Below are 26,569 nucleotides of genomic sequence, written 5' to 3' on the forward strand. Positions count from 1 at the left end.
CCGTTACTGGGTTTGAATATTTATGGACGGCATGTTGAATGTTATGCTAAACGGGGCCTGCCCGTTGCGGGTTTCATATTCGCTGTAGGTAGCGGTATTTATCACAATGGTTTGCCACCTGACGGGATTTTTATTTACCAGCATCTGTACCTTTGGCGAATATTTAATTGACTGCAGCCCGCGGATATCATTTACAGAAAGATCTTCGGCCATAACCTTCATTTTTTGCCCTGCACTTTTGCTGATCACTTCTTCAATTCCTTCCTGGGTTTGCCAGTTTTGTACAAAGTTTTTAATGATAACAGCATTTTGAACATCCAGGCTTATTTCCTGGTTAAATACAAAACGATAGTAATTCCAGGAACCACTAAGCCCGATCCATCTCAGGTATACTGAATTATCATCAACAGCATCATCTATCCGTACAGTTTGTGCTTTGGTTAACGAATGCGAACCATTTTCATCATCATACCTGATCTGGATATTAAAGTAATAGGCCACGGCCTGGAAGTTTGCATTAACCATAAGCCGGTGCAAGCCGGCTGGACCTGTTAACGGCATGATAAAAGATGTTTGGTTACCGATGCTAAACTTGCTGCCATCTTCATTCAGGATCCACGAATCATCCTCATTTTGCAAATAATCGGGTTGTGAACCACCGGGTAGCGGGTTCCGGTTAATATCAAGCAAAGTAAGCAGGCAATAGGGTTGGAGGCCGGCCATCTCATCGGTGCAGATGAACCCAATATCAAATGGGTATCCGGCCGAATATGCAGACTCTTTAAAGTCCGTTATCCATTGTGCGGGTGAGTTGATATTGGGAACATAAGCAGCAAGATTGCCGCCATACTTATCTCCGAGTTGTTTGGCCGCATAAACCACATAGTACGGATACTGAATTTGACTGAAGCTGCTTGTAAATCCTTCGTTTGAGCCATCATCATAATGCTGGGCGTACTCAACCGTATAAGCGGCACAGAGATTGGTATCGCGATGATCAACCTGGTTATAATCGTTGCTGTCGGCCGGGCGTAGCAAGCTCTGTAAAAAGTTTGACAGGTCTGCTTTTACTAAGCCGGTATTATCCGGCCGGTTTACTGATTTTATGGTGGATAGGTTATTGGTAAGCGGATCGGTATAGGTAATGCGGGTATGCAGCTCATAATACGGGTACATGCTGTTGATATTAATAAAACCGGTAGTGTCACCGTTTATAAAGGGAGTATCAATCACTATGCTATTGGTGCCTGTTACTTTTTCAATGGTATAAACTCCTTTATAAGCGTTCGACTTCAGATAGATTTTATCCCCTTCCTTAACTTTAACCAACCCTGTATTGGTGTCTTTAAAATTGGCGTTAACACTGATGCAGGCATGTCCTTTTTCGCTGTCGGCTGTTATGCTTTTAATCGTGAAATCTTTTCTTTGATAGGTAAACACGATAGGATTGAACGCCGCGCTCCAGCGTGATACATATCCATCGGGGAGCATTACCGAAGGATCACCGGTTAACAGATTGGTGGATGTTGAAATACTAACCTCCGCGGTGTCTGTACAGCCTAAGGGGTTACTGTCTTTTACAAGTATGTGTTTTAACCCCCCGCTTTGGTTTGTAAAAACAGGAGACGCCTGCCAGTTTGCACCCAGATCGATACTATACAATATGGATGCAAAACTTGAGGTCGCGTTAACTGTAATCTGAGCGTCGGCAGCTCCCGGGGCCGACTCGATCTTATTGATAGCTATATAATTTATCTTCAGATCACAAACAGAGGGATTGGGGGAAGGATTGTCACCGGCTTTGACAGCAATTATGCTGAACGATATATAGTTGCTCCGGATCATATCGCCCTGGGGACTATATTCGTAATCCCTGATGATACCTGAATAAAGTGGGAATGATTGCCCGGCTACAATAACGTTGAAGGTGCTTGTATACCCGTTTTCGTTACGCTGATAGGTGACTTCGCAGTTATTGCCATTGGTGGGCTGCCCGGTATCAGCATCAATAATGCTGATGAATACATCGCCCTGATCAATTTGCCCCCCGTTTTGGTCGGGGTAGGTTGTTGAGCTGATGGTTTCATTAATAGTGGCTGTTATATTCATTTTTTATTAGTTAGAATGAGGGTTTAAAAAACATCAAAATACATGGCCGATAAAGTTATGGTTAAACCAATACCGGTGGTGTTAACATCAAACTTGTTATAAACCGGCACACATTTGGCTTTTTGCCCTGCTTTGACCCTGAAGTACCGGCCTTCGCCTTCCCTGTATTTTGAGGCTTTTACCACAAATTGACTGGCCATTTGCAGCGCTTGCGATACGTAGGTTTCATTTTCGGCCGTGAACTGTCCAAAATCTGTTTTGAACAGAAACTCCATATAAACGGTAAACATATTATCAACCGAGCCATTGACCTGCGGACTTACCTCAATAGGCTGAAGGGGGTAAAGAAATACGTAGGGAAAGCTGATATCATCTGCAAGGGTATTCAGTTCGGCCTGGGTGCCATAGGCAAATGCCGGGTTGCCATTAAGTGTTTGTACAATAGCTTCTATTTGGTTACGCATAATAATTCAGGCCCCGATCCCTGGGTTGGGGTGGTTTGGTATTTAATAGCCTTGCAGGGATAAGGCGCTTTAAGTTGTAGTTTGAGATAGCTCGCTATATCGTTTTTGATATTCAGCTTCGGTTTTGTTAAGCAGCAGTTTGGTAAGCAAGCGCTCATATGGCATACTCATGATCAAGTCCCATTTGGTAATATCGCCGCCTGCTAATGAGTTTACAGTGTTGATATATTTAAATTTTTCGAAGGACTGGATTCCTGCCCTTTTTTCCAATACGGTAGGAGCCGATGCCAAAAGCTTATTCTCGGCATCGATAAGCTGGGATAACAGGTAAAAAAATGCTTTGAGATGGGCAGTGCCTCCGTTACCCGTAGCTTTTTAACTTCGTCCATAAAGCTTTCTACCTCATATTCGTTATATTTTTTACCTGTTGCCCGGCAATAGAAGTATTGCGCCAATATCTGGCAGCAAGCGTTTAATGAAGGATTAAAATGTTCCTGCCAATCATCTTCGCCATGGGTTTTTATATGGGTATTTATTTCTTCGGCTATGATATCGCGGGCTGCCATAAATGCGCCGGCAGGCTCAACCGAAAGGTTTTGCATTACTTTTACCTTTGTTTTTTGGGGTGGTGCCCCGCTGCCCCCTGATAGCATAAAAATTACCTCTTTGGGGATCTCGTTACTGTTGTACAGGTATTTAATCTGGTGGGATAAAGAAAGCACGGCATCGCCAAACTGGTGCAGATCATCATAGTTTTTGATGTTATGAAGCTCAGTAACCGGTATGCCCGAAAGTATGCTGATGGCCTCCAAATCTGTTATATTGGGCCGGGCTTGCAAATCCATTAGTTGGCCGAGGGTTACTTCATTTAATTGCGTTGGTATCCGGACCCGCAACTTGCCCTGGGTTGTTTTTAATATTTGTTCTGTCATATCTATTAAGCCTGTGTCGGTTTTGTAGTTTTTATTATGGATGTTTAGATCAGCCCGTGTAATACCCCTACCTGTTGAATGCTTTGCCTGTGCGGCAGGCGCGATTGAAGTTTTCCGGTGCCGTTTATTTTTAATTTATTAAGGGCGATATACCTTAAGGGGTCTATCAAATGGTTCCATGAGTCAACCGGTTCATTGATGGTTTTGCCTGTTACATCTACGCGCCATTTATAACGGTTAAGCTCGTTGCGCAGGTTTGTACTATTGCGGGTTATATTTATTTTGTAGCGTTTAAGGATATCAATAGAGTTTTTAACACTATCGGCACCTTTTTTTGCAGCTGTAACGCGCCACCCCAGGCGTTTTAATTCTTCTATTGATTTGGGTTCTGCACTATCTGCAATAATTTCGCAGTTAAAACCTACACCGGCCTCTTTTAATTTTGAGGAAATATCTGTGTTGGTGAGGCCTGTTTTGTAGAGTAACTCGTTTACCCACAATTCGCCGTTTTGCTGGTATACTTCAATGCATCCGGTTTCATCATTGGTAAAACCAAAATCTAAGCCCAGGGCTATCAAACGGGCATCGGCCGGGATAGATTCGCAGATATACCAGTTGTCAAATATAAGCCCGTTTATTTTGCCGGTTAAACCACGGGCGTATACTTTCCATAGTTCAATATCAACAGTTTTTAACGCTTCTATTTTGTCACGTACTTCCTGACCTAAAAACGGGTTATGCCGATGGTCGGACACTATAAGTTGTACCCCCGGTTTACCAATTAAGTGCTCATGTACCCAAAAGCCGGTATTGGGGTTATAGTCAATAAAAATGCGCTTTTTGGTACGCAGGGCCAATTCTGTATATACATCCCATGTAAGGCCATTGGCTTCGTTGATAAACAGGTAGTCGCGCTTTCCGGATTTTGCGTCCTGTCCGTTGTCGTAGCTTTTAAACTCAATTATGCTACCGTTGAGAAACTCGAAAATACGGTCGCTTTTATTATAGCTTTTAATTTTTGCCTGTAATACCGGCGAAGAGCTGTATATATTTAGAGCATCGCGCAGGGCGCCTGCTTTAAGGTTAGGGATATCCTGTCCAACTATGGTGATCACCTGTTTGGGGTTTTCGCAGGCAAGGCAAAACAGCGCCTGCTCAATGGCAAATGTTTTACCGCTGCTGGTACCTCCCTGGTTAATTACCACATGCGCGGTTGAAAGATAATTTTGTTTGAACAGGACAGAGCAGTGAAAACCTTCCGGCTCTTTAAATGTAATGTCGGTGATTACTTCTTCATCGGTCATTGTTACTGATTTTAATCTGATAGCTGAGGTTGCAAACGGGTACCGGGGTTATAGTTTTACCTCTTTTTCGCTACCGGCAGGAGGAGGACCGGAGCTAAAAACCTTTACTGTTAAAATGTTCCCTGCTTCTGTATTTGGTAATGGATCATGTTTTTCGTTCCACCCCATATTTTTTAGCGCGAACATTGCCCCGGTTACATTTTGGTGCAGATGGGCTTCATAGCAGGCTTCTACGCGTAAAACGCCCTGTTTAACTGCCTGTGAAAACGGGCCGTGCTGTACATATGTATAAAACTCCTGCCGGCTGCTAAAGCCAAGGGCAAGGGCCAGTCCTGATAATGTTGCAGGTTCGGGTTCACGGTCCCAAACCTTTTGTTCAATAGTTTCTGCATTGTCTTTACTGTTTTTTACCGGTTTTTGTTCAATATGATATTTCCCCTTTATATAGGCGAAATATTTGTCAATAAGCCGCTCAACCTGGGCGGCGTTATTAAAGGAAGATATATCAGGCTTCATTATGTTTTGAATGCCGATTGGCATAAGGGAATAATCAAATGTCGGGAATATTTTTCACAATTACTAATTTTATTGGTAATTTTTTATTTAAGCAGATGTAGGCGGATGGGCATAGCGGTGGAATGAATAAAATGTAAATATTTTCTTTTTTAATAGAAAAAATTTACATTTGTGTATGAGCAAAGCAATTAAACGTAATACAGCTATTGAAGGCCGGCAAGGGCAGGCTGCATCCCGCCCTTATGTATTTACCGATGCGCCTATGCAGGTTTTTAATGATCTGCTGATGCCTTATGAAACCTATTTTAAATCGCCTTTGGCTAAGCTTGGGGCTATAAAACAAGGGTTGCGTTCAAATTCCATCACTGATTTATTAAAGGTAACCGGTGCTACTCAAAGTGATATTGCCAAATGGTTGCATATAACCGAGCCTACTTTGCGTAAGCATTTGCAAAGCACACATGAGCTAAACCAGGGGCTGAGTGAGCACATCATTCAACTGTTTGAGCTTTTTGACAAAGGCCTGGATACCTTTGGCTCCCTTGATGAGTTTAAAGGCTGGCTAAAACATTATAATCCGGGTATTGATGCTATCCCATTTGATTTGCTCGATACCATAACAGGCATTGGTATTGTAATAAGTCAGCTTATCCGTATTGATTACGGTGTGCTTGCCTAAAAATAATTATTGAATTAATGATTTAGTGAATTATTGATTGCATTTTTAACGCAAATTTATGATCACTAAATAGGTTATTAATCTTTCCTTCTATCTTTTGAACGTTTACCGGATAAGTCAAACCAAGTATGCCCATGACCGCAAAGGCTCAGGAATTGACGGCCGATGGAATTCATTGGGACAATATATGATCTATACAGGCGGTTCACTGGCTCTTTCATGTCTTGAAAAACTGGCGCACTCGCCTGGTACTGCTTTATATGCCGGTGATTTTTCAGTTATTATATTTCAGATACCGGATAACCTGCCTGTTTTTGAAATCACTGTAAACAAACTCCAAAAACTTAATGCCAACTGGCACAAGGTAATTAACTACCCGGTTACTCAATTGCTTGGTGATACCTGGCTTCGTAAAATGGAAACGGCCGTATTAAAAGTGCCATCGGCAATTATTGACCTGGAGTATAATTACCTGCTTAATCCGGCCCATCCCGATTATAACAAAATAACTATCAGCAGTGTAAATAAGTTCACTTTTGATCCGCGGCTTAAAGCTCAATAAAATCTTGTACAAACAAATAACTTAAATAATTATTTTATAATTGCACGGATAAACCTTTACTTTTCCTGCATCGAATAATTATAATGGGTATTAATAAAACAAGCATTTTAATTTTTGCAGGCCTGCTCATAAGTATCAGAGTACACGCCCAGGATAAAAGATACATCCCGATAGGGCACACTAAATATAAAGATACAATACTGGTTACCCATCCCGACACTACTTTTGAAAAAGATGTATTTGACGTTATAGGATCCATTTTTGGTGAAAGCAAGAAGCCCGGCAAAGTTGATTCTGTAACTTCAAAACCGGTAATATCAATTATTCCGGCTATAGGTTACACTTTACAAACAGGGCTGGCGGGTACTATATCGGGCAATGTGATTTTCAGGTTAGCACCCGATACCCGGATCTCCACTATAACGGTAAACCCTGCTTACACTCAAAATAAGCAGGTGATCGTCCCCATCCAATCAAACATATGGTCGAAAAATAACAAATATGATTTTATAGGCGATTTCAGGTTTTACAAATATCCGCAAAGCAGTTTTGGCTTAGGCAGTAATTCTGACAGGGATAATGAAAATCCCCTGGTTTACAGTTTTTTTCGTTTCCATGAAACTGTTTTGCGCAATGTATCCGGAAATTTTTACGCCGGTTTGGGGTATATTTTTGATGACAGGTGGGATATGTACGAGAAAGGTCAGTTAAACGGAAAAACGTCCGACTATGAAAGGTACGGCCCCGTTAGCCGCGCTATATCAACCGGGATAACGTTTAGCGGGCTCTATGACAGTCGCGACAACCCGATTAATGCATCGCGCGGATTCTACACCTCATTACAGTACCGGGATAATTATACTTTTTTAGGCAGTACAACTGCTTGGCGCTCTTTAATTGTTGATGTGCGCAAATACTTCAGGTTTCCGGAAAGCTCGGATAACGTGCTGGCCTTTTGGTCATACAATTGGCTGGTAATTAATGGTCGGCCGGCATATCTCGACCTGCCCGCTACAGGGCATGACCCGAGCTTTACTACCGGGCGCGGATACATACAGGGTAGGTTTAGAGGGGCGCAAATGGTTTACCTTGAAAGCGAATACCGGTTTAAAATAACCCGTAATGGTTTACTTGGAGGGGTAGCTTTTGTAAACGGCGAGTCGTTTTCGGCGGCACCGGGTACGGCTTTGCAAACTGTGCAGCCTGGTTTTGGAGCCGGTTTAAGGGTTAAACTGAATAAGGTATCCAAAACAAACATAGCCATTGATTATGGTTTCGGGCGCGAAGGGTCAAAAGGCTTGTTTATTAATGTGGGCGAAGTGTTTTAATTGGTCGATATTGGTTTGATTAACAGTATATTGTCTGTAATTTGTATTTTAATTTTTACATTTTGGATGGTGAAAATTCCTGAAAATAGGCCGTAGCTTGCCCGTTTTTTGCATTTTTATTAAAAGGGCATTACCGCGCATAAACCGGCAACTTTAGCATGACTATTGACGTATATTCATATAAAGGTTAAAAAAAGTTAAAAAATTAATTCGTTTAACCATATTTAATGAAATTTGTAATTATTTATTGCTATGTTTATTCGCCAGTAAGCCTATGATACGTACCAGTTTTACTAAATGGTTTGTTTTACTAAGTTTATCCATTTCGGTGGCTTTAACTTCCTGTCAAAAAGACGAGGAAGTGAAAGATATCAGCGCGGTTAAAACATCTGGCAGTAAGGACAGCGTATCATCAGTAAACATTATCAATACTCCGGGTAATTTTCTTGCAGGCAAAGGTACTTTAAAAGTTACCATCGAAGATTCTACTTACACTTTCGATGCCAGCCAGGATTCAATTGCATTCATAAACGTGCATAATGGCGATAACAAATACTTTGGCATCACAGCAATCAATAAGGCGCATAACATGAGTTTTGGCATCAGCTCGTTAGGATTGGCGTCGGTGAAAACCAGCAGCGACGTAGCCGGAAGCCAGTTTTTATTTAAGGTTGATGAAAAAAAACCATTACTTCAATATACCCTTACCAAATATGCCGGACAACAGGATTTTGGTAAGATTGATATGGATCAGTATAATCACGAAAATATGATTGCTAAAGGTACTTTCTTTACCTTTTTAGCTAAAGACGATAAGTCTGACTCTCCTTTTTACCGCGTTGAGGGAAGCTTCGAGCTACAACTCAAATAAAATCCGGTTCTGTTTTTAACATTTGGTTTGGAAGTTTTATTCAGTAATATGAAGGTAAAAAAGCCATTACCTAATCATCATTAGTGCCCGGAGAGGCAGGAATCCGGCTCTTTTTTTGTACCTTTACGCAAATTTTAAAAACATTGATGAAAGTATTTATTGCAGGTCTTCCTTTAGAAGTAGATGAGGCCGAATTAACAGCTGTTTTTGGTGATTTTGGGCCGGTTAAATCGCTCAGGATCATTAAGGATCGCGAAACAAAAGAGAGTAAGGGTTTTGGTTTTGTGGAGATGGTTAACGAGGATGAAGCGAAAGAAGCGATACGTTGCATGAATGGAGCAAGTTATTATGGCCGCAGGATCACGGTTAACGTAGCCGAAGATAAAGGTCCTGGCTTTAACGGCGGTGGCCAAAAAGGTGGCTTCAGACGTAATTAATACCAACTAAAACATTATTCTTCTTTTTTTAAAATATTAGCCGGCTTAGTCCGGCTTTTTTGTTTTTGGTGATGCGGGATTTTATAATTTAAATCACTTAAACTAATTTGTTGCTTTCCAAACAATAGCCCTGAAATTGATCTGTTTACGTGCGCAATTTAATGGGCACGTGCTGCCGGCCGGGACTTATTATCACGTGGTTGATCTTAAAGATGGTAAGAAACCGCTGTCGGGGTATGTAACACTTTTAAAGTGATATATGCGAGCCGGCGCAATTAAGTAACTTATTGTTTATGATGCTTGTGCCAGTGAATTGTTAACATCGAGGTTACTAAGTAAGCTGTCAAGCTTGAGGTTAAATTCTTTCAATTTGATATCGCCTTTTTCAAAAGCTCCTGTTAAGCGTGTTAACTCCTGTTCAATACTTGTTACAATGGCATTGTTGGTATTAGTAGCATTCTTTTGTAAATCTTCAATTACTTCTATTTTATGTTCTGCAGCTTTAAGCAGGTATAGTTGTTGCACATCGGCGGTTATATGACTACTATCGCCAGCTTTTGTGTTTTGCCGTTTGTTAAATTCAACTAAAATTATGGCAGCAATAATAGCCGCGATTACCAGTATCATGATAGGTTCCATCTTCTTCTCTTTTTATTACAACTTTATCACTCCGGCAGAGGCCTGCGGTTTATAATTACTATAAATATAATTGAATAAAAAATAAACTAAAAAGCTATTGTTGATAAAATGCCCATTTGTGAATAACTATTGAGAAATGGTTGTAAGTTTTGTGTAAATATGTGAAGCTTTAAATAGATGGAAACAGGTTAGCCATACCGGATAGCTGTTGTAATTTGTTATTGTTTGCTATTGAGCCGCTTTTCGTAGCACAAAAAACTTAAACCCGGCCTTATATCCAGGCTAATTTCGCCGGCCAAAACATAGCCCAGCTTTGGGAATAGCTTTTGCGTTGCCATGTTCGCAATATTGGTGTCAATTCGTAATGTATTTATTCCTCGCTGTATAGCTTCATGTTCGGCCTGCTTGAGAAGTGCTGTGGCGACGCCCCGGCCCTGGTAGTTAATGTTTACAGCAAGCCGATGCGTAACTATAGCAGCTTCACCGATATCAAGCCCGGCCTGCGCATATTCTGCATCCTGATCGGTAGTTAGGGCAGCCACACCCGCAATTGCTCCTGTAACTTCGGCGACCCAAAGTTGGTTAAGGTTAATGTCCTCTGTAAATACTTGTTTATTGGGATAGTCGTCATTCCATTGAAAATTACCTGCTGCTTTCATGCCAGGTATTACTTCAGCTACAAAAGCTAATATCTGGGGTATATCATTGAGGGTAGCCAGCCGGATTGTCATTTTATCTGTCAAGCAAATTGTAATTAAAAATAACGAAGTTTTAAGCTATGATAGCTTGATTTTTGTAATAAATAATCGGCTTATTTCGCTGTGGGCCGTTTTATAATACTGTTTGGATGTTAATTTATAGGTATGATAACCGCTCACCGGGCAGGCAACAATGGCGGTGGAATTTGTTGTTCTTTTAATAAATTCTACCGCCACGCTGGTTAATGGTTATGCTTTTTGTGGATGTCTTTAACAAGGCAAAGTTTTTTGATGTCGACTACTTTTATAATAAATGGGGCATATTTGAGCCGGTTGCCAACCATTTCGGTTGTATTATCTGAATGTGCAATTACTTCATCAGGGCTATCCCCTGCAAGCAGGCGTTTATACATTCGGTAATCTCCCCACTCGATGTAATAAACCTCGCCGGGCAGGATCTTTTTGTCATGAATTATTTTTAGTGCAACCCAGCAGCCGTTTTCAAGATATGGGTACATACTGTGCCCCCAAACCGGAAGTGCGAAATCGCAATCCTCAATGCCCGGGAAATTCATATGACCAACCGGCTGTGAATCATTAATGTCGTTATATACTTCTACGCCTGAAGCGGTTGCAGAAATTTCATACATAGGTATGCCCTCACTGTGTTTGGATACAGGCTTTGATTCAGAGAAATTCTGTTTTTTGTCTCCGATTATGTATTCTTTGTATTTTTCTTTAAAAATACGGAGTTTTTCTGGATCTATGTTCTGTCGGCTCTTTATTATTTCAGTGATTGAGCTTGGCGAGTTAAAGCCTAACGCTTCAGCTAATTGAGCATTTCCATTAAAAGCTTTTCCCTTAAGCTGATTGTAAAGTATGATAAACTCCAATGTGTCGGGCCGTACAATCTTTATTTTGTTTGGTTTTATGTCGTCTTCCATGATGAAAATAATTTAAATATTTTTCTTGATTATAATAAAGATTATTCTGTATATTTGTTTCGTTGATAAATGCTAATGTAAGTCAAATTATTTACAAATCAAAATGTTCGTTTCGTTTTATAAAGAGTATTCTTTTGTTAAGTACGATATTCTGTAATTTAAAATCAAGAAATAATATCAATAAATAATCAATATCATACCACCATGCATATAGTATTTTCGGCCCTGCGGCAATTGACAGGAAGTAATAGCAATCAACATAATCGAGATACTTTGAATGAACATGAGGCTTTGCAGCGCTTTGAGGGTTACAAAACTGCATGTGAAAAATATAGAGATGAAATTGCTGCTATCCAAAAGTATATGCCGGGATGGATGCCCGCTTTTAAACGGTCATAACCTGGTTGCAGGTATTACGGCCTTAAATTCTCAATTAAAATAATACGAAATCAATACACTAATTATCATGATAAAAATTTCTCAAAAACTTAAAAGCCAGCTTTGGTGGCTTATTATATCGGTTGACTATGATTACAGCCGGATAACTATTGCCGAACACGATATTACCGATGAAGTGCTTACTTTGTGGCTGGAGGATAAACAGGATTTTAAAAACTCAATTGATGAATGCCTTCAGGTAGATATCCGGATCCGTGACCTTGCCCGGATCATTAAAGCCGAAAATCTGAATAGTTACGAGGGTACCAAATTACACCCAACCAAAAACTTTGCCTACAAGGCCCGCATCGAAATTAACACCCCCTTGCAATGGTATAAAGAGGACGCCTCGTCACCCGAACAGCAATGGACCCGCGAAGCTGTATTGAAAGCTTTGCTTACACAACTTGTAGAAGAGGGTGCTGCAAGTGATTATGCGTATTAAATTAGCTATAAAATATGCTGTTTGGCATTTAATTCATAATTGACCGTGTTGTTAAAATTGCTTTAAATACCGTTTTACAGGCTTGAGATCATTCACCGTCTATTAGTTGTGGCTTTTACCTGATTGGCCATAACCAGGCAAATCAATCGTAATAACCCGGTATTTATTACCAAGGTATTTTACCTGATTGTTAAAGTAACTTTTGTTAATGCGTCGTCCATGTACAAAAAGCAATGTGGTATCACCTTTGCCTGTATCTGTATAGGCAATGTTAACGCCATGGTTGCTGATTTTTACGGCAGACTTATCAATAGCGTTTTTGTTTTGCGGGTGCTGGGTACAGGCATACCACAATCCAATTGAGGTTGCCAGTGAAAACAATGCGGGTAACTTTTTCATACAGACAGATAATTATATGCAGCAGGTTCGCTATATAAATATCCGTTTATGAATAGGTTGCAGCAAATGTTTAACTTATTTTAACAAAGCGATCATTGTTGCCTGAAGGAGGGCCGGGATGCAGGTCCCGACGCTATTTTACTTTTACCAGCTGTTGTTCTTTTTCAATATGCTCAACCAGCTCCAAATCTTCGCTAACAGCTTCGGCTTCCGGACTTGCGTAGTTTAGTTTGCGGAAACGCCACTGGGCAAAAGCAGGTTCCTGGAAGCGGTTTATCAGTTTAAAAAATTTGGGGAAATTGTGTACTTCTTCCAACAACAGGCCGGTTACAATACCATTGTTATCAAGTATTTCGCGTATGGTGTATTCCTTATCTTTGGTGATCCAAATCTCAAAGTCCTGCCGTATTTCAGCCATCTTTTCAGGATCTATTTTGTCATTTATACAAATTACCTTATCGCCCGGTTTCATAATGATCGCAATTTTATGTATTTCTTTTGTTAAGAGATTGTGAATGTAAAGGTCGGCTTTTTATACATATTTTAAAATTTGTGCGCGGGGATTTTTGTGTTAGAAAAATATTCGAAAAAAGTTTTAAATATTATGCAACCTTATTTTATTGGCTTCGTATTAAAATGTATAATGAATGTTTAATATCAGAGCTTTATATGGATTATTTTTATTTGTTTATGATAGCGGGGCTCGGACTGGTATTTGTTATTTTACAGTTTGATAAGCAACAACGCAGCAGGGTTAACTTATTGCTGAAAAACGCGAATGATGTGCAGCCGTTACTGATGAAACGATGCATGGATCAAAAAATAAGTAAAATTAATGCCGGGCTCAGTGCTGATACCTGTCATACGAATATTCGTAACGATGCGAAGCAAAAAATAGATGCAAACCTGCAACAGATAGCAGATGAGTACCATGCAGGAAAGATCAGTTTGCCGGTTTATAATGATAAGCTTGGCGAGCTGCTTGAAAATTTAGGAAATAAATAATTTATGGTTTAACCTGAGTTTATTTTATTGTCATATATAGTTTTTGTTGGTTAGTTTTACTTTAAGGTCATCTGCTGTTGGGGCATTTGACCTTTTTTGTTTTGGGTGCTTGTTCAATAAAGCAATTATATATTGCATGGATAAACAAAATGATTATTATTGCAGTCACTTATGTCTGACGAAGCGATTATAAAACGGTTAAAGGTAGTTGTTAAAGAGCACGGCGGCCAGCTGGGGCTTGCCGGGGCCATTGGTGTTGATCAGGGTTTCATTAGCAAGGTGATCAACAAAAAGCAGGATATTAGCTATTATCTTATCCGCAAACTCTGTTTCCAGCTTAAATACTCGCCCGAATGGCTTATTCTTGGTACAGGCGAAAAAATAATCAACAAACCCGAATCGGCCAAGCTTATTACCGAAATACAAATGATGCGTACCGAGGTTGATATTTTACAGGCCCGTATGCGCGCCTACGAAATGGAATTGAAAGAGCTACGCGCGCAATTACATATAGAAGATAAGAAGGCGGTATAGCCACTCCAAGTCCGCGTAAATGTAAAAGCCCCTTTCGGGGCTTGGTTGTTATTTATAGATCAGTTAATAGTTACTTATTATACGAGTATTGTAAATAAAAAGTTATTGTTATTTGCAATATTTTATAATGAAATCAGATGCTTCTTTTGCGCCCATACTTAAAGCTTTATTCATATCGGCGCAGCCGCCGGTTTTATCATCAAGTGCTATTTTTGCAAGCCCCCTTTGTAGATAAGCACGGCCATTTTTCGCGTCAAGGCTTATAGCGGTATTACAGTCTAAAATTGCTCCGTTCAGATCTTTTAAATTTATTTTGGCGGCAGCCCTGTCAATATATAGATCAGGATTGTTAGGGGCAAGTTTAAACACGGCTGCAAAATCTTCTTTCACTCCCTGGGCGTCCCCGAGACTACTTTTAGCAATACCGCTATGCGAGTAAGCTTTTACATTGGTATCGTTCATATAAATGGCATTATGATAATCATCGGCAGCGCCGGCATAATCCTTCATAGCCATTTTAGTATCGCCCCTGATTAAAAAGGTTTCGTCGTTTGAGTAAATTGACACAGCACGGTCGAGATCAGCCAGGGCGCCTTTATAGTTTTTAAGTTTGGCTTTTACAAAGCCCCGCGCTTGCCATACTAAAGCGGTTGAATCTGATAGTGAGTCAATTTTTAGTGCGTTGCTCAAATCGGCTATAGCTCCGTTGTTGTCTTCAGCGTCTGCTTTGGCCAGGCCCCGCTTCAATAATAGCGTTATATTTTTAGGGGCTTTTAGTACACCGGTATTATAATCGGCCATGGCCCCTTTGGCATCGCCGGTGGCGGCTTTTGCTTCACCCCGATAAAGGTAAAAATCAGCATTTGCAGGGTTAAGTGCTATAGCCTTGTTAAATATTTGTACGCCATTGTTAGTGTATTTAAAAAAATTATTGATTTTACCCAATCGTGAATAACCATTTTGTTGTTGCGGGGCAATACTGATCAGTTTTTCGAGGTCAGTTACAGCTGCGGCATAATCGCCCAGTTTGGTTTTTTCAATGGCCCGGTTTAAAAAGGCATAAGTATAAACCGGGTTTATAGCAATCGCCTTGGTATAGTCGTTAATAGCAGCTAAGGGAACTCCTAAATCGCGATAAGCATCGCCGCGCGACAGGTAAGCTTCATCGCTTTTACTGTTCAGGTTGATTGCTTTTGTTAAATCGGTAATCACTCCCGCGGTATCCTTCATGGCCATTTTAGCTTTGCTTAAGGTTACGTAAGCACTTATGCTGTTAGGGTTTATTTTAATTGCCGAATCGGCATCAGCCCTGGCGCCTTCGTAATTGCCTAATGCCAGCTTTGAAAATGAACGGCTTTGGTATGCATCGCCGTTTTTGGGTTCAAGGGCAATAGCTTTGTTAAAATCTTCCAACGCGGCATTATTATCTTTTTTGTCGCTCTTAATAATTCCACGATATAGGTACAGATTTGCATTCCGGGGGAATTGAGCAATTGCCTTGTTGAAATAATCAAGAGCGCCATTTGAATCGCCCAGGCTGCTTTGGGCATTGGCCATGTAAAGCAAAAGGTTTTTAAGGTTGGGGTTGATAGCAGCCGCTTTTTTATAATCATCAACCGCACCTTTAAAATCATTTAGTTTTGCCCTGGTATTTGCCCGGTAAAAATAAGCTTCAGCGTTATCGGGATTAAGCGATAGTGTTTTGGTATAATCAGCAATAGCGCCATTATAATCGTTTATGCTGGCCTTGCTGCCTGCCATGTATTGATAGATTTCGGCGCTGTTAGGGCTTAGTTTAACAGCCATATTATAATCAGCAATGGCTCCGGTAAAATCGTTGTTATTGTTTTTGGCCAGGCCCCGGTACTTGTAAAGATCGGCGTTATTTGGTGTAAATTGAAGTGCTGTGGTAAAATCGGCAATAGCGCCGGTATAATCGCTCATATTACTTTTGGCATTGCCCCTGTAGTGAAACATGTCTGCAGTTTTAGGTCCTAACGCTATCGCGCGGTCAAAATCAATAATGGCGGCCTGATAATCTTGTATGGCAGCCTCTGCATTGGCTTTATAAAGGTAGGCGTTGGTTAAATCGGCTTTTAGGACAATGGCCTGAGCATAATCATTAATAGCTGCTTTATAGTCTTTGAGGTTGCCATATGCATTGGCCCTGTAATAAAAAACGTCTGCGTTTTTGTCGTTTAATTCTATAGCACGTGTAAAATCTTGTATGGCATCTTTGTAATTCCTTACATTGGCTTTTGAGTTTCCCTCCTGGATATATTTACTTGCTGTTTGGGCAAGTGAACATAGCGGCAAAAAAAGCAGAAATAGAATTTTTTTCATGAACACGGCAGCGGTTTATCAAATATCAATAAAAAACTGTTATTGACTATGGCAAAACTTATACCATAATGAAATATCTTATAACTGATAAGAAAAGAGTGGGGGGGGTAATGGGCATTGGGGATAAAATTGGGGCGTAAAAGCCCCAATTTTAAAGAGTTTAATTACAACCGGGCAGGAATATTCCTTTATTTTTTTATCAATGATCAGGAAAAAGAAGCTTCGTTTGTCCTGTCCTGATTCCGTTTTTTTCCATATGCTATCGCGGCTGTACAAAGCGCAATGCACACCAATAATGCTACCTCAATTACAACGTGAATTACCGGAACCTTGCCAGGGAAGTTTGACAACAAAATACCTGCATCCGGAACCAATAGACCAACAAGGGGGAAGCAAAAGAACATTCTTAATATTATTAATTTTTCCATAATTATTAACATTTAGTATGACAATGCTAAGGTACGTATTATTTCTTTGTAATTTAAATAAAATTGCATTCATTCCATTGAAACCCTCAAAATCAGCCGGCTAACAATTTCGAAGGCATCGTTTACAAAAAGCCTCTGCAATTTTTAGTTAATTAAGTGTTGATAGAACATTACATTGCGGTTATTGTTTTAACTTCCGTGTTTTTTTATAGATTTTTTTAGGGTGATATAGGTTTTTAGCCCATATCCAAAATGAATAAAAATAAATTTTTAAATAAGCGAATGCTCACTTATTTTTGCGTTGAAATGAGGCCACGCGACGAACATAAAGAATACAAAATACGCCAGAAGGCGATAGAATTGATAGTGGCTGAAGGCCTTGACGGTTTTGGAGTGAACAAGCTTGCGCGGTCGGCAGGGGTATCACCCGCTACTATCTATATTTATTATAAAGATAAAGAAGAATTAATAAGCAGTATTTGCGTTGGCGTAGCTGAAAAGATGATGACTTTTAGTCTTCAAAATTTTTCGCCTGATATGGATTTTGCAGATGGGCTGAGGGTACAATGGCGCAACCGTCTTGAGTATTTCATGCAATGTCCGTTAGATATGGAGTTTATTGAAATTATGCGCTATACCCATTTTTATGAAAAGGTAACCGCCATGCTTACCGTTAATTTTGGGCAGGTACTGGGAGCATTTATGCGTAATGCCGAAAAAAAGCAGCAACTGATACCACTGCCTTTTGAGGTTTATTGGGCGGTAGCATATGCGCCTCTTTATCAGCTTATCAAATTTCATAACCAGGGCAACAGCTATGTGAACAGCAGTTTTAAATTGGATGATAAACTGATGGAGCAAGCATTGGGTCTGGTATTAAAAGCATTAAAGCCTTGATCAGTATGTCAGCAACCACTATTAAACTTAATCATGTTAATTTGCCGGTGACCGATGTTGCCGCCTGCTCTGAATTTTTTGAGCAATATTTTAATTTTAAATGTACTGGCGTAAAAGGTAATAATATGCTGGCCGTAATGGAAGGCAAGGATGGTTTTATCCTGGTGCTTATGGCTGATACCTTTAACCGGAATGGCAATAACAGTTACCCCGATGCTTTTCATATCGGTTTTTTGGTTGACAGTCATGAACAGGTTGCCGAAGTTTATGACCGGCTGGTAAAAGGGGGAGTAGCTGTAACGCAAGCCCCTGCGCCTTTGCGTGGCGGTTATGGGTTTTATTTTAATGCTCCGGGTAATATATTAACGGAAGTTACCTGTTTAGCTTAATGAGTGTAATAATTAAGTATTAAATTAAATAATCAACTTATGGTACATGCATCAGCCTATAAAGATCCGCATCACGTGATGCTTTTTTTTCAAGAGATTGACAGCCTTGCGGATAACGAACAATGTTTAGTTGATAGAAATGGTTATTACGATGATCTTAAAAGCAATGGCAAAGTTGTTATAAGCGGTAGTTTCTGGAACCAGGATAGAAACTTTGTAATAGTTTCTTTTTCAGATGATAATGAGCTTGTGCAGATTATTGAAAACGATCCCGCGATAAAACAAAATGTACTTGAATTGGTAAAAGCAATGCCTTTTTAACCCTTTTTTCAGGGTGAAAATACGTAGTGTAAAATGGGTTAAAATACGGGGTGCGTCACGCTTGTATATCTGTATACTACACAATATTTTTGGGTAAACGGATTGCCCATGGAGCCTTTTAAACTAAGAGTTAATAAGCGGACTTATAAAATCATACCTTCGGTTGTTAATGAAACCACTTTCAGTGTATTAAACTACTCGGCTTTTTACACCATAACCAGGTTAACAAAAGGTTACTGGGAAATTATCGAGCATCGTTTTGGAGATCATCTAATCCCTCTGCAGGAAATAGGCCGCTCAATTGAGGAATATTATAAACTCTGATGCTGTTTAAATCTATAAAAACTCACATTAACCATATCGAAAATATTTATTGCTTTTTAATAAATATTATTTTAATTACTCTCTAAAGTGTTAAATTAGACGTATTAACTGATACCTTAAAATATTATGGAAAAATTAGCAATTTTAAGAATGTTTGCCGGCTTTCCATTGTTCGGCTTATTACTGCCTGATATTTCTACTTTTATAGTTGGCCGTTTTCAAGATATTTCGCCGTTTCATATATACATTGAATGCTTTTTATTTCTTTTTATAATTGCTTGTACATTGGGCATAGCCTATATCCGGAAACTTGGCGACAGGCCAGGTTCACAGTTGCAATAATAAATTACTGGCCTCGGCCAGTTACAGTAGTTTTTAACATTAATCATTATAAACCCAATATATTGTTTAGTACCCTTAAAGCCCTGTTGCCCGGTTTATTTAGGCCGGGCTTTTTTGTGGCTTTACATGTTATGAAATTAATTTAGTGTTCGGGGTTAACTTTATTTTTTTATTTTTACGGGTAAATGAACCCTAAACACCATTATCTAACTTCTCCCCGTAAGGCGCACTTACTCCTCATGAAAAAATCAGCTATCTGTTTTAAGATATTTTTAATATTTATACTGTTTTGTTGTTTTAATACTGCTATGGCCCAGCATCATTCAAGCCGGGCGTTAACGTATGGTGGCGGAGGCAGTGGCGCCGTTAATTTTAGCGATGGCTGGGGCATAGCCGCAGGTACAGGTGTTGATATTCCGCAGGGCAATTTTAATTATACCTTTAAGCCTGCCAATAGTTTTAATGCCAGCGTTTACAGGTTCTTAGGCCCTTTTACCGCAAATCTGAGCGTAGGGTACATGAACTTTAAGCCCGATGAATATTTAATTTCAGAGGAAGTTGAAGGCACCGGCTCAACTGCTAATACGTATTATGCGGATATGCCCGTAATTGCCGCGTATGGTGGTGCTGCTTATAATATTGATATAGCCGATAACTTCCGGGTATATGGCGGTGTGAACTTAGGGGTATATTTTACTGATTTTGCTGTAGGTTATGAAATTGACGGCGTAGATCCATTTGTTTATGATAAATGGTCGCAATCATTATATTATGCTCCTAAAGTAGGGGTGATATTTCCGATAACTCCTAAGTTAGGGGTCAGCATCGAATCAAAATATAATTTTTTTTCCCAGAAACTAACTTTGGGCGATGTTTCGGCAAAACAAAACTGGAATTCTCTTTCGCTTGGGGCCGAGCTGGTTTTTAAATTTTAAATTGTTATAAATAATAGCATAACAATTTACAGCCGCCGGTGTTATCAATCTCAATTTATTGATATTTACACAAAAAATTGTATTGATGAAAGGCTTGCGCACTGTTACATTTCTGTTTATATCCAACACCTTTATGACATTTGCCTGGTATGGACACCTTAAGTTTAAAGAGTACGAATGGGGCAAAAACCTAAGCTTAATAGCCATTATACTTATAAGCTGGGGCTTGGCATTTTTTGAATACCTGTTCCAGGTACCTGCTAACGAAGGAGGCTTTAAGGAAAACGGCGGCCCCTTTACCCTGGTTGAATTAAAAACCATTCAGGAAGCGATTACGCTCACGGTATTTATGATTTTCACAACCCTGCTTTTCAAAAATGAAAAACTGGGCTGGAACCATTTAGTAGGTTTCGGACTAATTGTGCTGGCGGTATTTGTTATTTTTAAAAAATGGTAATTAACTAACACTTAGGTAAAGCGGTCTGAATGATACGCTGTAAAACTTACCGCCCGCTTCCCGTTTTCATATTTGCTGGACTACCTGCTTTCTTAATCCTGGCTTATTGGGATAACGCAGATGCTGTTTACATTTGATTAATAGCTTGTAAACAACTCAATAACAATATGGAAATAACTTATAAAACCGGTACAATACCATCCGCCCGGCAAGTGATAGAACTTTATGATACAGCCGGGCTGAAACGCCCAACCCATGACGAGCAGCGGATTGCCAGGATGTACCAAAACTCAAACCTTGTGGTAAGCGCTTGGGATGGTGATAAACTGGTAGGCATATCTCGCGCGCTAACCGATTTTTGTTACAGCTGCTATCTTTCAGACCTGGCGGTTACTAAAGCTTATCAAAAAGAAGGAATAGGCAAAAAGCTGATTGAACTAACTAAAGAAGCTATTGGCGATGAAACTATGCTTTTATTGCTTTCGGCCGCAACAGCTATGGAGTATTATCCTAAAGTAGGTATGGAAACTGTTCGTAACGGCTTTATCATTCACAGGGTAAAATAAAATAAGGGCAGGACGATAAGTTTATATCTTTTCATCCTGCCGTGATTTAGCGTTTATTTACCGCCAAATATATAAAATACAGAGAGCAATACGCCATTGTTAATTATATTGAAATTAACGTTATTGGTACTTCCAATCTGGCTGTTATAATCGTCTTTGATCTTGCTGTGATTGTAAGAGAAATTGGCCAATGTGGCGGCTACGCCAAGTTTTTTTGTAGGGTAATAAACAAGACCCATTGTTGCTCCTGCTACATAACTGTCAGTTTTAGTTGGAGTACTTGTATCAGCTGATCTGAAATCGTAGCGACTGTATCCGATATACGGTCCTGCGCGAAGCCCTAATTTATCGCCGAACATAAAATATTTTCTCAGAAATAGTGCAGCCCCATATTGATGTGAAGTTACGTTGTTGGGATAATTACTGTTTTTACCGTTTTGTGAGGTGTGGGCGTAATTAAGACTTACTCCAATATCAAGTTTATCTGCTATAAAATAACTATAGTTAGGACCGATGCTGAAATTTGTATTTTTAACTTCAGATTCGTAAGGGTTGGGGACCGACTGAAAAGCGTTTTGCGTCGATTTCTGATACATAAATTGCAGATCGATACCTAATGTTTGTGAACCTTTTTCGGTTTGGGCTTTTGATATTTGAAAAGCCAATAAAAATACGGGGATTAAGATTAGGATTTTTTTCATTTGTGTTAACGTTTTGGTGTGTTGAGCTATTGAAACGGAAAAACACAAAAGATATTTTGCCCGAGAAAGGCTTTTAATAATATTTATAAAATAAATTTAATTTGAGCTGAAATAGATAATATAAGTTATAAAAACTCGTTATAACGGATTTTTTATAGTTGTGCTAATATTCAATAAAATAAATATCAGAACGAAGCATAAATGTTTAATTAGGGTGATGATGTAAGGTGGGTTACTGTTAATTCCCCTCCAAATTATTACGGTATTGCTTTAGCGCTGTTAGGATTGATCGTACAATTTCGTTTTGGCCGCTGGTCGAGTTCAGATATGCTTCATCAGATGGATTATTGATAAACCCGGTTTCAACCAGTACGGCAGGCATACCGCTTTGTGCCAATACCAAAACACCCTGTTCCTTTACGCCCAAACTATGCCTTCCATTGGTTTTACGGAACTGATTGTCAACCAAATCACCAAACTGTATACTTTGCTTGCGGTATTTTTGCTGAAACGCGTTAAGTACAATAGTATTTACCGCAGCATCATCACCATAGCCATTGTATTTTTCTTTGTAATCCTTTTCTATAAATATCGAAGCATTTTCACGCAAGGCTTCACGCTGCTCCTGGCTGCGGTGAAAGCCGTATACAAGCAACAATGTTCCCCTCGATGATCCTTTTCGCTGGGGCGATGAATTACAATGAATGGAAATGAACAGGTTGCCGTGATTGTCGTTAGCGATATCGGTACGTTTGTGCAACTCAATAAAAACATCGGTACTGCGGGTCATTACTACTTTAATGCCGCTCATTTCATCATTTATAGCATCCCTTAACTTTTTGGCGATACTTAAAGAAACGTTTTTTTCCTTTGAATAAGTCCCGTGCGATCCCGGATCTTTGCCTCCGTGTCCGGCATCGATAATAACCGTTTTAAATTTGAAACGATTGGGGCTTGCTGTTGCAGACTGTTGCCCGAAACACCTGGCGGTGAACATCACGCATAGTAAGGGAAAAAGCGAAATAAATATTTTATATTTTTTGGGAAAGGAAGCAGGCATGAACATATATGTATACAGGTTTATAAACATTCATTCTATAACAAATAATTATAGGTATGATATTGTTTTAACCGTATGGTTTAAAAAGCGCATTTGTTAAAGTGCGCAAATATAATACATGTTTGATTTACAGCACTATCTAAAAAATAATAGCCCGGGTCCGTAACAGAAGTTTAAACTTTGCATTATGTATGTATATTTAATGACTTAAACAGGTGTGATCATGATGTTAAAAAAGCTGTTGTTAATTGTATTGGTATGTCAGGCATTTTTGGCCTGCAGTCAGCAAAAAGGCGTAGTTTATGGCGATAATGCCGTTGCCGGTAAATATTATGATATTAGGGGAATAAAGTTGTATGCCGAAGTTTATGGTAAAGGCAAACCCCTGCTGATGATACATGGCAACAGTAGCAGCATCAATGCTTTTAAAAAAAATATACCCTATTTTGCAAAGAAGTACAAGGTAATAGCTGTTGACAGCCGTGCACATGGCAAGTCCACCGATCCGCGCGATTCACTTACTTTTGAAATGATGGCCGATGATTTTGCTGCCCTGCTCGATGTAATGCATATCGATTCGGCTTATGTGATAGGATGGAGCGACGGCGGCATTAACGCGCTGGTGATGGCTATGCGCCATCCCAACAAAGTAATAAAACTGGCCTCGACCGGTGCCAACCTCTGGCCCGATTCTACAGCCCTTATACCTTCCTTATGGAAGGATATGGAAAAAGAATATGCCGCCAAAAAGGATTATCATTTTATCACCGCCAAAGAAAAGAACGATAGGAAGGTGTTTATGCTTGATTATAAAGAACCCCATATTAAACTTTCGGCATTGAAAGCTATTAAATGCCCGTCGCTGATTATTGCCGGCGACCATGACCTTATAGTAACAACGCACACTGTTCAGATAGCCGAAAATATTCCGAACGCGTATTTATGGATCCTGCCCAACTCGGGTCATGGCACATTGGTTGAACATACCGATGAGTTTAATAAAAAAGTGGATGATTTTTTTGAGCAACCGTTTCACCGGCGTTAAGGGATATAAAAAGGGGGATGTAATTGGTTACAAGGTATTTAAAAAGATGGCCCGGTTGGTACGCCGGGCTATCTCACATGATTACTTTAATTTAGTAAAATCTCAATTGCTTTGGGTAACAATTTTTTTTGCCTTAGGTTTTATAAAATTTGCGTTACATATGCTTTTGGGGCAATTTCACTATACTAATTACGGCCTGATGCCGTTTTCACAATAACTCAACCGTAAGCTAACCTGCAGCTTTTACTGTTTAAGTAAAGTAATATGGAATCAAAAAACCAAAGGCTGCTTATCGACACGCTTTTAACCATCTCATTTCTTTTAATAGTTTTACTTGCCGTTATTATGGTTTTTCAGCCCGGTGTTTATTCCAATTAATATTATCTTTATTGGGAAGTAAACCCAGATAAAAAAACATGCTTAAACCCGGTGAACATATTGAAGATACACCTGCCGAACTGCAGGCTCTGCTTGACAACGATGCAGACGCCCGTGCGTTTTTTGAAAGCCTGTCCAAATCATATAAACAAGGTTATTGTGATTGGGTAGGTTCGGCTAAGCAGGAGGCTACCCGTAAAGTAAGGGCCGATAAGGCATTGATCATGCTCCGTAACAAACAAAAAACCTTAAAAACCTAAGTATAAATCTCCCCGGAAATAGTTTGTTTTTCTTGTAAGTTCTACTAAAATGGTAGTATATTGTCATCTGATTTCAATAAAAACATGTTTAAACATTTATTTTATTTGAAGTCCGGATCATTTACATACTTTTGAGCCATAAATCAAAAACAAAAAAAGAAATTAAAACAATGAAAAAGATTTTTATCCTGTTAGCAGCAGCATTCACCTACACGGCGGCATCAGCACAAACTACCTGGACTGTAGACAAAGCTCACTCAAACGTTAAATTTACAGTAACCCACTTAATGGTATCTGATGTTGATGGTATTTTTAAAAACTATGATGCAACCATCACTGCCGCTAAACCTGATTTCAGCGACGCTAAATTTCAGATCAGCATACAAACAGCCTCAGTAACTACAGATAATGATCAGCGCGATAAACACATCACAAGCCCTGATTTTTTTGATGTTGCTACTTACCCAACTATTACTTTTACCAGCACCGGTATCACCAAAACATCTGATAAGCACTACAAACTTACCGGTAACTTAACTTTACACGGTGTAACCAAACCGGCTTCATTTGATTTATGGTACCGTGGTACTATCCAAAACCCAATGAGCAAAGCTGATGATGCAGGTTTCCAGTTAACCGGCACCATCAAACGTTCTGATTTTAACTTCGGTTCAAAATTTGGCAACGCTATGGTAAGCGACGAAGTTGCTATTAAAGCAAATGGTGAGTTTGGCAAAGCCAAATAATTGCAAAAATATATTAACAGGAACGGCGCGGATAACCCGCGCCGTTTTCTTGTTTTATGATACAGGCAGTGGAAGATCTATGCTTGGGAAGGCAGATATTGCATTTTTAATCCCTGCTTTTTTTGATAGCGGATTATTAAGGTGCAAATGCTAATTATTGAAATAAGGGCCGCGCTTGCTATGACATGTGTAAAGGGTACTTTAAACTCCGGATTGATAAGCGTTTCGGTTATGTCAGGAATGATGATGGCGATGAGGGGTAAGCAGGAGAATAGCCTCAGGAAACCAAGTTTTTTCATAAAAGTGATAATGGTATTTAGCGCAACTAATGCGCTGTAAATATGCCACTATGTTTCTTTTTATAAAATACCCGTTACACGGTATTTTTACAACCTGAATTGGTAATTTGCTGAGTAACTGCTTAGCTTTGAAAGAAGCGCCGGTAAAACGAGGGAAAAAAGAAAGTCCGCTTAGGCCTTGCGGGAAAGCAGTTGTTTTAGGGTATTAAACCACAATTGATTTTTAGCTCCAAAAAGGGTATGATCAACAATAAGATATAAGGTGATAAGCTCTTCTTTTAGCCTGTAGCGTAATCTTAACGGCTGCCAGAATAAACCATTGTTCCGTACCATCGAACGTTTGTAAAGCTCGTCAAAACCTAAATATAACTGTTCAAGACTATCAAGCGGGATATGTTCATAGCTATCGCCGTCAAGTACAAGGCTTTTAGGGGTAAGTATAATTTCGCCGTTGTAATGGTGTGGTGGCGGGGTAAATGCAAATAATGCTCCTCCGTCATTTGCCAACCCTAATGTGGCCAGGTCATAATCGTGACTCCACATTACCTTTCCAATTCTCAATATCTGCATGTTATAAACTTCGGTATTTTAAACGGCAATTACAACAGATTGTTATCATTGTAGTTTCATTTTGTTACAATAATGTTAATACCCCTTATGGGTTACCATATCATGTGCTAAACAGTAAAATCCCTATCTTTGATTTACAGGAAATATTTTCCTTTTATTAAGTAATTGAATAATATCAATAATCAAGTTATTAGCTTAAAGCTT

At 39.5% G+C, this 26,569-nt stretch carries 34 protein-coding genes; 19 read left to right on the top strand and 15 right to left on the bottom strand.

Going from position 1 to position 26,569, the window contains the following annotated elements; all coding sequences use genetic code 11:
- Positions 1-3 precede the first annotated feature (3 nt).
- The 5 genes from BLS28_RS05225 to BLS28_RS05245 form a co-directional block, all read right to left on the bottom strand.
- Positions 4-2,109 (bottom strand): hypothetical protein, encoded by a 2,106-nt coding sequence (locus BLS28_RS05225; RefSeq protein WP_091163232.1) that lies wholly within the window; start codon positions 2,107-2,109, stop codon positions 4-6.
- A gap of 23 nt (positions 2,110-2,132) precedes the next feature.
- Positions 2,133-2,573 carry a hypothetical protein gene (locus BLS28_RS05230; protein ID WP_091163233.1) on the bottom strand — a complete coding sequence of 147 codons (441 nt, stop codon included), beginning with the start codon at positions 2,571-2,573 and terminating at the stop codon, positions 2,133-2,135.
- 212 nt (positions 2,574-2,785) lie between these two features.
- A complete protein-coding gene (locus tag BLS28_RS05235) occupies positions 2,786-3,505 on the bottom strand; it encodes a hypothetical protein (RefSeq protein ID WP_091163234.1) in 720 nt (239 codons plus the stop codon).
- A gap of 44 nt (positions 3,506-3,549) precedes the next feature.
- Entirely contained in the window at positions 3,550-4,809 is a 1,260-nt protein-coding gene (locus tag BLS28_RS05240; RefSeq protein ID WP_091163235.1) for a PBSX family phage terminase large subunit, read from the bottom strand.
- A gap of 48 nt (positions 4,810-4,857) precedes the next feature.
- Positions 4,858-5,325, bottom strand: coding sequence for a terminase small subunit (locus BLS28_RS05245; RefSeq protein WP_176844374.1), 468 nt, complete (start codon positions 5,323-5,325; stop codon positions 4,858-4,860).
- A 175-nt stretch (positions 5,326-5,500) separates the two neighbouring features.
- Between BLS28_RS05245 and BLS28_RS05250 the strand changes: the two genes are divergently transcribed.
- From BLS28_RS05250 to BLS28_RS05270, 5 genes are all read left to right on the top strand, one after another.
- A complete protein-coding gene (locus BLS28_RS05250; RefSeq protein ID WP_091163237.1) occupies positions 5,501-6,004 on the top strand; it encodes an Xre family toxin-antitoxin system antitoxin in 504 nt (167 codons plus the stop codon).
- 97 nt (positions 6,005-6,101) lie between these two features.
- Positions 6,102-6,566, top strand: coding sequence for an RES family NAD+ phosphorylase (locus BLS28_RS05255; RefSeq protein ID WP_167516197.1), 465 nt, complete (start codon positions 6,102-6,104; stop codon positions 6,564-6,566).
- Between the two features lie 83 nt (positions 6,567-6,649).
- A complete protein-coding gene (locus tag BLS28_RS05260) occupies positions 6,650-7,894 on the top strand; it encodes a BamA/TamA family outer membrane protein (RefSeq protein ID WP_091163238.1) in 1,245 nt (414 codons plus the stop codon).
- Positions 7,895-8,168: 274 nt separating this feature from the next.
- Entirely contained in the window at positions 8,169-8,765 is a 597-nt protein-coding gene (locus BLS28_RS05265; RefSeq protein ID WP_091163239.1) for a hypothetical protein, read from the top strand.
- Between the two features lie 146 nt (positions 8,766-8,911).
- Positions 8,912-9,202: an RNA recognition motif domain-containing protein gene (locus BLS28_RS05270; protein ID WP_090523751.1), complete on the top strand. Its 291-nt coding sequence runs from the start codon at positions 8,912-8,914 to the stop codon at positions 9,200-9,202.
- Positions 9,203-9,493: 291 nt separating this feature from the next.
- On the opposite strand, the gene BLS28_RS05275 is transcribed toward BLS28_RS05270, so the two are convergent.
- The 3 genes from BLS28_RS05275 to BLS28_RS05285 form a co-directional block, all read right to left on the bottom strand.
- On the bottom strand, positions 9,494-9,841 hold the full coding sequence (locus BLS28_RS05275; RefSeq protein ID WP_091163240.1) for a hypothetical protein: 348 nt from the start codon (positions 9,839-9,841) through the stop codon (positions 9,494-9,496).
- Positions 9,842-10,059: 218 nt separating this feature from the next.
- A complete protein-coding gene (locus BLS28_RS05280) occupies positions 10,060-10,572 on the bottom strand; it encodes a GNAT family N-acetyltransferase (protein ID WP_091163241.1) in 513 nt (170 codons plus the stop codon).
- 209 nt (positions 10,573-10,781) lie between these two features.
- Positions 10,782-11,483, bottom strand: a complete 702-nt coding sequence (locus BLS28_RS05285) for a S24 family peptidase (protein WP_091163242.1) — start codon at positions 11,481-11,483, stop codon at positions 10,782-10,784.
- 466 nt (positions 11,484-11,949) lie between these two features.
- Here BLS28_RS05285 and BLS28_RS05295 point away from each other — a divergent pair, with 466 nt between their 5' ends.
- Positions 11,950-12,366, top strand: coding sequence for a hypothetical protein (locus tag BLS28_RS05295; RefSeq protein WP_091163244.1), 417 nt, complete (start codon positions 11,950-11,952; stop codon positions 12,364-12,366).
- A gap of 102 nt (positions 12,367-12,468) precedes the next feature.
- Here the strand turns inward: BLS28_RS05295 and BLS28_RS05300 are convergent, their stop codons facing one another.
- Positions 12,469-12,765, bottom strand: a complete 297-nt coding sequence (locus BLS28_RS05300) for an alpha/beta fold hydrolase (protein ID WP_091163245.1) — start codon at positions 12,763-12,765, stop codon at positions 12,469-12,471.
- 133 nt (positions 12,766-12,898) lie between these two features.
- Entirely contained in the window at positions 12,899-13,237 is a 339-nt protein-coding gene (locus BLS28_RS05305; protein WP_091163246.1) for a hypothetical protein, read from the bottom strand.
- Positions 13,238-13,434: 197 nt separating this feature from the next.
- Here BLS28_RS05305 and BLS28_RS05310 point away from each other — a divergent pair, with 197 nt between their 5' ends.
- Both BLS28_RS05310 and BLS28_RS05315 read left to right on the top strand, forming a co-directional pair.
- Positions 13,435-13,770 (top strand): hypothetical protein, encoded by a 336-nt coding sequence (locus tag BLS28_RS05310; RefSeq protein WP_143020700.1) that lies wholly within the window; start codon positions 13,435-13,437, stop codon positions 13,768-13,770.
- A 171-nt stretch (positions 13,771-13,941) separates the two neighbouring features.
- Complete coding sequence (locus BLS28_RS05315; RefSeq protein ID WP_091163248.1) at positions 13,942-14,304, top strand: helix-turn-helix domain-containing protein; 363 nt, start codon at positions 13,942-13,944, stop codon at positions 14,302-14,304.
- A gap of 108 nt (positions 14,305-14,412) precedes the next feature.
- On the opposite strand, the gene BLS28_RS05320 is transcribed toward BLS28_RS05315, so the two are convergent.
- Entirely contained in the window at positions 14,413-16,647 is a 2,235-nt protein-coding gene (locus BLS28_RS05320; protein ID WP_091163249.1) for a tetratricopeptide repeat protein, read from the bottom strand.
- Between the two features lie 206 nt (positions 16,648-16,853).
- Positions 16,854-17,075 (bottom strand): hypothetical protein, encoded by a 222-nt coding sequence (locus tag BLS28_RS05325; RefSeq protein ID WP_129568850.1) that lies wholly within the window; start codon positions 17,073-17,075, stop codon positions 16,854-16,856.
- A 252-nt stretch (positions 17,076-17,327) separates the two neighbouring features.
- Here BLS28_RS05325 and BLS28_RS05330 point away from each other — a divergent pair, with 252 nt between their 5' ends.
- The 8 genes from BLS28_RS05330 (at position 17,328) to BLS28_RS05365 (ending at position 21,306) form a co-directional block, all read left to right on the top strand.
- The gene (locus tag BLS28_RS05330) at positions 17,328-17,972 is read left to right on the top strand and encodes a TetR/AcrR family transcriptional regulator (RefSeq protein ID WP_256337346.1); all 645 of its coding nucleotides are present in this window, start codon (positions 17,328-17,330) and stop codon (positions 17,970-17,972) included.
- A gap of 5 nt (positions 17,973-17,977) precedes the next feature.
- Entirely contained in the window at positions 17,978-18,361 is a 384-nt protein-coding gene (locus tag BLS28_RS05335; protein WP_229701616.1) for a VOC family protein, read from the top strand.
- Between the two features lie 39 nt (positions 18,362-18,400).
- Complete coding sequence (locus BLS28_RS05340) at positions 18,401-18,682, top strand: YciI family protein (protein ID WP_091163251.1); 282 nt, start codon at positions 18,401-18,403, stop codon at positions 18,680-18,682.
- A 108-nt stretch (positions 18,683-18,790) separates the two neighbouring features.
- Positions 18,791-19,006, top strand: a complete 216-nt coding sequence (locus BLS28_RS05345) for a hypothetical protein (protein ID WP_091163252.1) — start codon at positions 18,791-18,793, stop codon at positions 19,004-19,006.
- 126 nt (positions 19,007-19,132) lie between these two features.
- The gene (locus BLS28_RS05350) at positions 19,133-19,348 is read left to right on the top strand and encodes a hypothetical protein (RefSeq protein ID WP_090523794.1); all 216 of its coding nucleotides are present in this window, start codon (positions 19,133-19,135) and stop codon (positions 19,346-19,348) included.
- Positions 19,349-19,656: 308 nt separating this feature from the next.
- Positions 19,657-20,283 carry a hypothetical protein gene (locus BLS28_RS05355; protein WP_143020701.1) on the top strand — a complete coding sequence of 209 codons (627 nt, stop codon included), beginning with the start codon at positions 19,657-19,659 and terminating at the stop codon, positions 20,281-20,283.
- A gap of 85 nt (positions 20,284-20,368) precedes the next feature.
- Positions 20,369-20,740, top strand: coding sequence for a DMT family protein (locus BLS28_RS05360; RefSeq protein WP_091163254.1), 372 nt, complete (start codon positions 20,369-20,371; stop codon positions 20,738-20,740).
- Positions 20,741-20,907: 167 nt separating this feature from the next.
- Positions 20,908-21,306 (top strand): GNAT family N-acetyltransferase, encoded by a 399-nt coding sequence (locus BLS28_RS05365; protein WP_091163255.1) that lies wholly within the window; start codon positions 20,908-20,910, stop codon positions 21,304-21,306.
- A gap of 53 nt (positions 21,307-21,359) precedes the next feature.
- On the opposite strand, the gene BLS28_RS05370 is transcribed toward BLS28_RS05365, so the two are convergent.
- Both BLS28_RS05370 and BLS28_RS05375 read right to left on the bottom strand, forming a co-directional pair.
- Entirely contained in the window at positions 21,360-22,007 is a 648-nt protein-coding gene (locus tag BLS28_RS05370; RefSeq protein WP_091163256.1) for an outer membrane beta-barrel protein, read from the bottom strand.
- 238 nt (positions 22,008-22,245) lie between these two features.
- Positions 22,246-23,067 (bottom strand): N-acetylmuramoyl-L-alanine amidase family protein, encoded by an 822-nt coding sequence (locus BLS28_RS05375; protein WP_176844375.1) that lies wholly within the window; start codon positions 23,065-23,067, stop codon positions 22,246-22,248.
- A 223-nt stretch (positions 23,068-23,290) separates the two neighbouring features.
- Here BLS28_RS05375 and BLS28_RS05380 point away from each other — a divergent pair, with 223 nt between their 5' ends.
- The 3 genes from BLS28_RS05380 to BLS28_RS05395 all read left to right on the top strand — a co-directional run bounded on the left by BLS28_RS05380 (position 23,291) and on the right by BLS28_RS05395 (position 25,496).
- Complete coding sequence (locus BLS28_RS05380) at positions 23,291-24,112, top strand: alpha/beta fold hydrolase (RefSeq protein ID WP_218134353.1); 822 nt, start codon at positions 23,291-23,293, stop codon at positions 24,110-24,112.
- 416 nt (positions 24,113-24,528) lie between these two features.
- A complete protein-coding gene (locus tag BLS28_RS05390) occupies positions 24,529-24,750 on the top strand; it encodes a YdeI/OmpD-associated family protein (protein WP_091163259.1) in 222 nt (73 codons plus the stop codon).
- 170 nt (positions 24,751-24,920) lie between these two features.
- Complete coding sequence (locus tag BLS28_RS05395) at positions 24,921-25,496, top strand: YceI family protein (protein WP_090523809.1); 576 nt, start codon at positions 24,921-24,923, stop codon at positions 25,494-25,496.
- A 470-nt stretch (positions 25,497-25,966) separates the two neighbouring features.
- Here BLS28_RS05395 and BLS28_RS05405 read toward each other — a convergent pair whose 3' ends face one another.
- On the bottom strand, positions 25,967-26,365 hold the full coding sequence (locus BLS28_RS05405) for a hypothetical protein (protein WP_129568859.1): 399 nt from the start codon (positions 26,363-26,365) through the stop codon (positions 25,967-25,969).
- Between the last annotated feature and the right edge of the window lie 204 nt (positions 26,366-26,569).

Source organism: Mucilaginibacter gossypii, from assembly GCF_900100945.1.
GTDB lineage: Bacteria > Bacteroidota > Bacteroidia > Sphingobacteriales > Sphingobacteriaceae > Mucilaginibacter > Mucilaginibacter gossypii.

Bases quoted from the DNA above. Each gene is read 5' to 3' on its own strand.
- BLS28_RS05225 (WP_091163232.1), bottom strand. From the start codon at position 2,109: ATGAATATAACAGCCACTATTAATGAAACCATCAGCTCAACAACCTAC.
- BLS28_RS05230 (WP_091163233.1), bottom strand. From the start codon at position 2,573: ATGCGTAACCAAATAGAAGCTATTGTACAAACACTTAATGGCAACCCG.
- BLS28_RS05235 (WP_091163234.1), bottom strand. From the start codon at position 3,505: ATGACAGAACAAATATTAAAAACAACCCAGGGCAAGTTGCGGGTCCGG.
- BLS28_RS05240 (WP_091163235.1), bottom strand. From the start codon at position 4,809: ATGACCGATGAAGAAGTAATCACCGACATTACATTTAAAGAGCCGGAA.
- BLS28_RS05245 (WP_176844374.1), bottom strand. From the start codon at position 5,325: ATGAAGCCTGATATATCTTCCTTTAATAACGCCGCCCAGGTTGAGCGG.
- BLS28_RS05250 (WP_091163237.1), top strand. From the start codon at position 5,501: ATGAGCAAAGCAATTAAACGTAATACAGCTATTGAAGGCCGGCAAGGG.
- BLS28_RS05260 (WP_091163238.1), top strand. From the start codon at position 6,650: ATGGGTATTAATAAAACAAGCATTTTAATTTTTGCAGGCCTGCTCATA.
- BLS28_RS05265 (WP_091163239.1), top strand. From the start codon at position 8,169: ATGATACGTACCAGTTTTACTAAATGGTTTGTTTTACTAAGTTTATCC.
- BLS28_RS05270 (WP_090523751.1), top strand. From the start codon at position 8,912: ATGAAAGTATTTATTGCAGGTCTTCCTTTAGAAGTAGATGAGGCCGAA.
- BLS28_RS05275 (WP_091163240.1), bottom strand. From the start codon at position 9,841: ATGGAACCTATCATGATACTGGTAATCGCGGCTATTATTGCTGCCATA.
- BLS28_RS05280 (WP_091163241.1), bottom strand. From the start codon at position 10,572: ATGACAATCCGGCTGGCTACCCTCAATGATATACCCCAGATATTAGCT.
- BLS28_RS05285 (WP_091163242.1), bottom strand. From the start codon at position 11,483: ATGGAAGACGACATAAAACCAAACAAAATAAAGATTGTACGGCCCGAC.
- BLS28_RS05295 (WP_091163244.1), top strand. From the start codon at position 11,950: ATGATAAAAATTTCTCAAAAACTTAAAAGCCAGCTTTGGTGGCTTATT.
- BLS28_RS05300 (WP_091163245.1), bottom strand. From the start codon at position 12,765: ATGAAAAAGTTACCCGCATTGTTTTCACTGGCAACCTCAATTGGATTG.
- BLS28_RS05305 (WP_091163246.1), bottom strand. From the start codon at position 13,237: ATGAAACCGGGCGATAAGGTAATTTGTATAAATGACAAAATAGATCCT.
- BLS28_RS05310 (WP_143020700.1), top strand. From the start codon at position 13,435: ATGGATTATTTTTATTTGTTTATGATAGCGGGGCTCGGACTGGTATTT.
- BLS28_RS05315 (WP_091163248.1), top strand. From the start codon at position 13,942: ATGTCTGACGAAGCGATTATAAAACGGTTAAAGGTAGTTGTTAAAGAG.
- BLS28_RS05320 (WP_091163249.1), bottom strand. From the start codon at position 16,647: ATGAAAAAAATTCTATTTCTGCTTTTTTTGCCGCTATGTTCACTTGCC.
- BLS28_RS05325 (WP_129568850.1), bottom strand. From the start codon at position 17,075: ATGGAAAAATTAATAATATTAAGAATGTTCTTTTGCTTCCCCCTTGTT.
- BLS28_RS05330 (WP_256337346.1), top strand. From the start codon at position 17,328: ATGAATAAAAATAAATTTTTAAATAAGCGAATGCTCACTTATTTTTGC.
- BLS28_RS05335 (WP_229701616.1), top strand. From the start codon at position 17,978: ATGTCAGCAACCACTATTAAACTTAATCATGTTAATTTGCCGGTGACC.
- BLS28_RS05340 (WP_091163251.1), top strand. From the start codon at position 18,401: ATGGTACATGCATCAGCCTATAAAGATCCGCATCACGTGATGCTTTTT.
- BLS28_RS05345 (WP_091163252.1), top strand. From the start codon at position 18,791: ATGGAGCCTTTTAAACTAAGAGTTAATAAGCGGACTTATAAAATCATA.
- BLS28_RS05350 (WP_090523794.1), top strand. From the start codon at position 19,133: ATGGAAAAATTAGCAATTTTAAGAATGTTTGCCGGCTTTCCATTGTTC.
- BLS28_RS05355 (WP_143020701.1), top strand. From the start codon at position 19,657: ATGGCCCAGCATCATTCAAGCCGGGCGTTAACGTATGGTGGCGGAGGC.
- BLS28_RS05360 (WP_091163254.1), top strand. From the start codon at position 20,369: ATGAAAGGCTTGCGCACTGTTACATTTCTGTTTATATCCAACACCTTT.
- BLS28_RS05365 (WP_091163255.1), top strand. From the start codon at position 20,908: ATGGAAATAACTTATAAAACCGGTACAATACCATCCGCCCGGCAAGTG.
- BLS28_RS05370 (WP_091163256.1), bottom strand. From the start codon at position 22,007: ATGAAAAAAATCCTAATCTTAATCCCCGTATTTTTATTGGCTTTTCAA.
- BLS28_RS05375 (WP_176844375.1), bottom strand. From the start codon at position 23,067: ATGCCTGCTTCCTTTCCCAAAAAATATAAAATATTTATTTCGCTTTTT.
- BLS28_RS05380 (WP_218134353.1), top strand. From the start codon at position 23,291: ATGATGTTAAAAAAGCTGTTGTTAATTGTATTGGTATGTCAGGCATTT.
- BLS28_RS05390 (WP_091163259.1), top strand. From the start codon at position 24,529: ATGCTTAAACCCGGTGAACATATTGAAGATACACCTGCCGAACTGCAG.
- BLS28_RS05395 (WP_090523809.1), top strand. From the start codon at position 24,921: ATGAAAAAGATTTTTATCCTGTTAGCAGCAGCATTCACCTACACGGCG.
- BLS28_RS05405 (WP_129568859.1), bottom strand. From the start codon at position 26,365: ATGCAGATATTGAGAATTGGAAAGGTAATGTGGAGTCACGATTATGAC.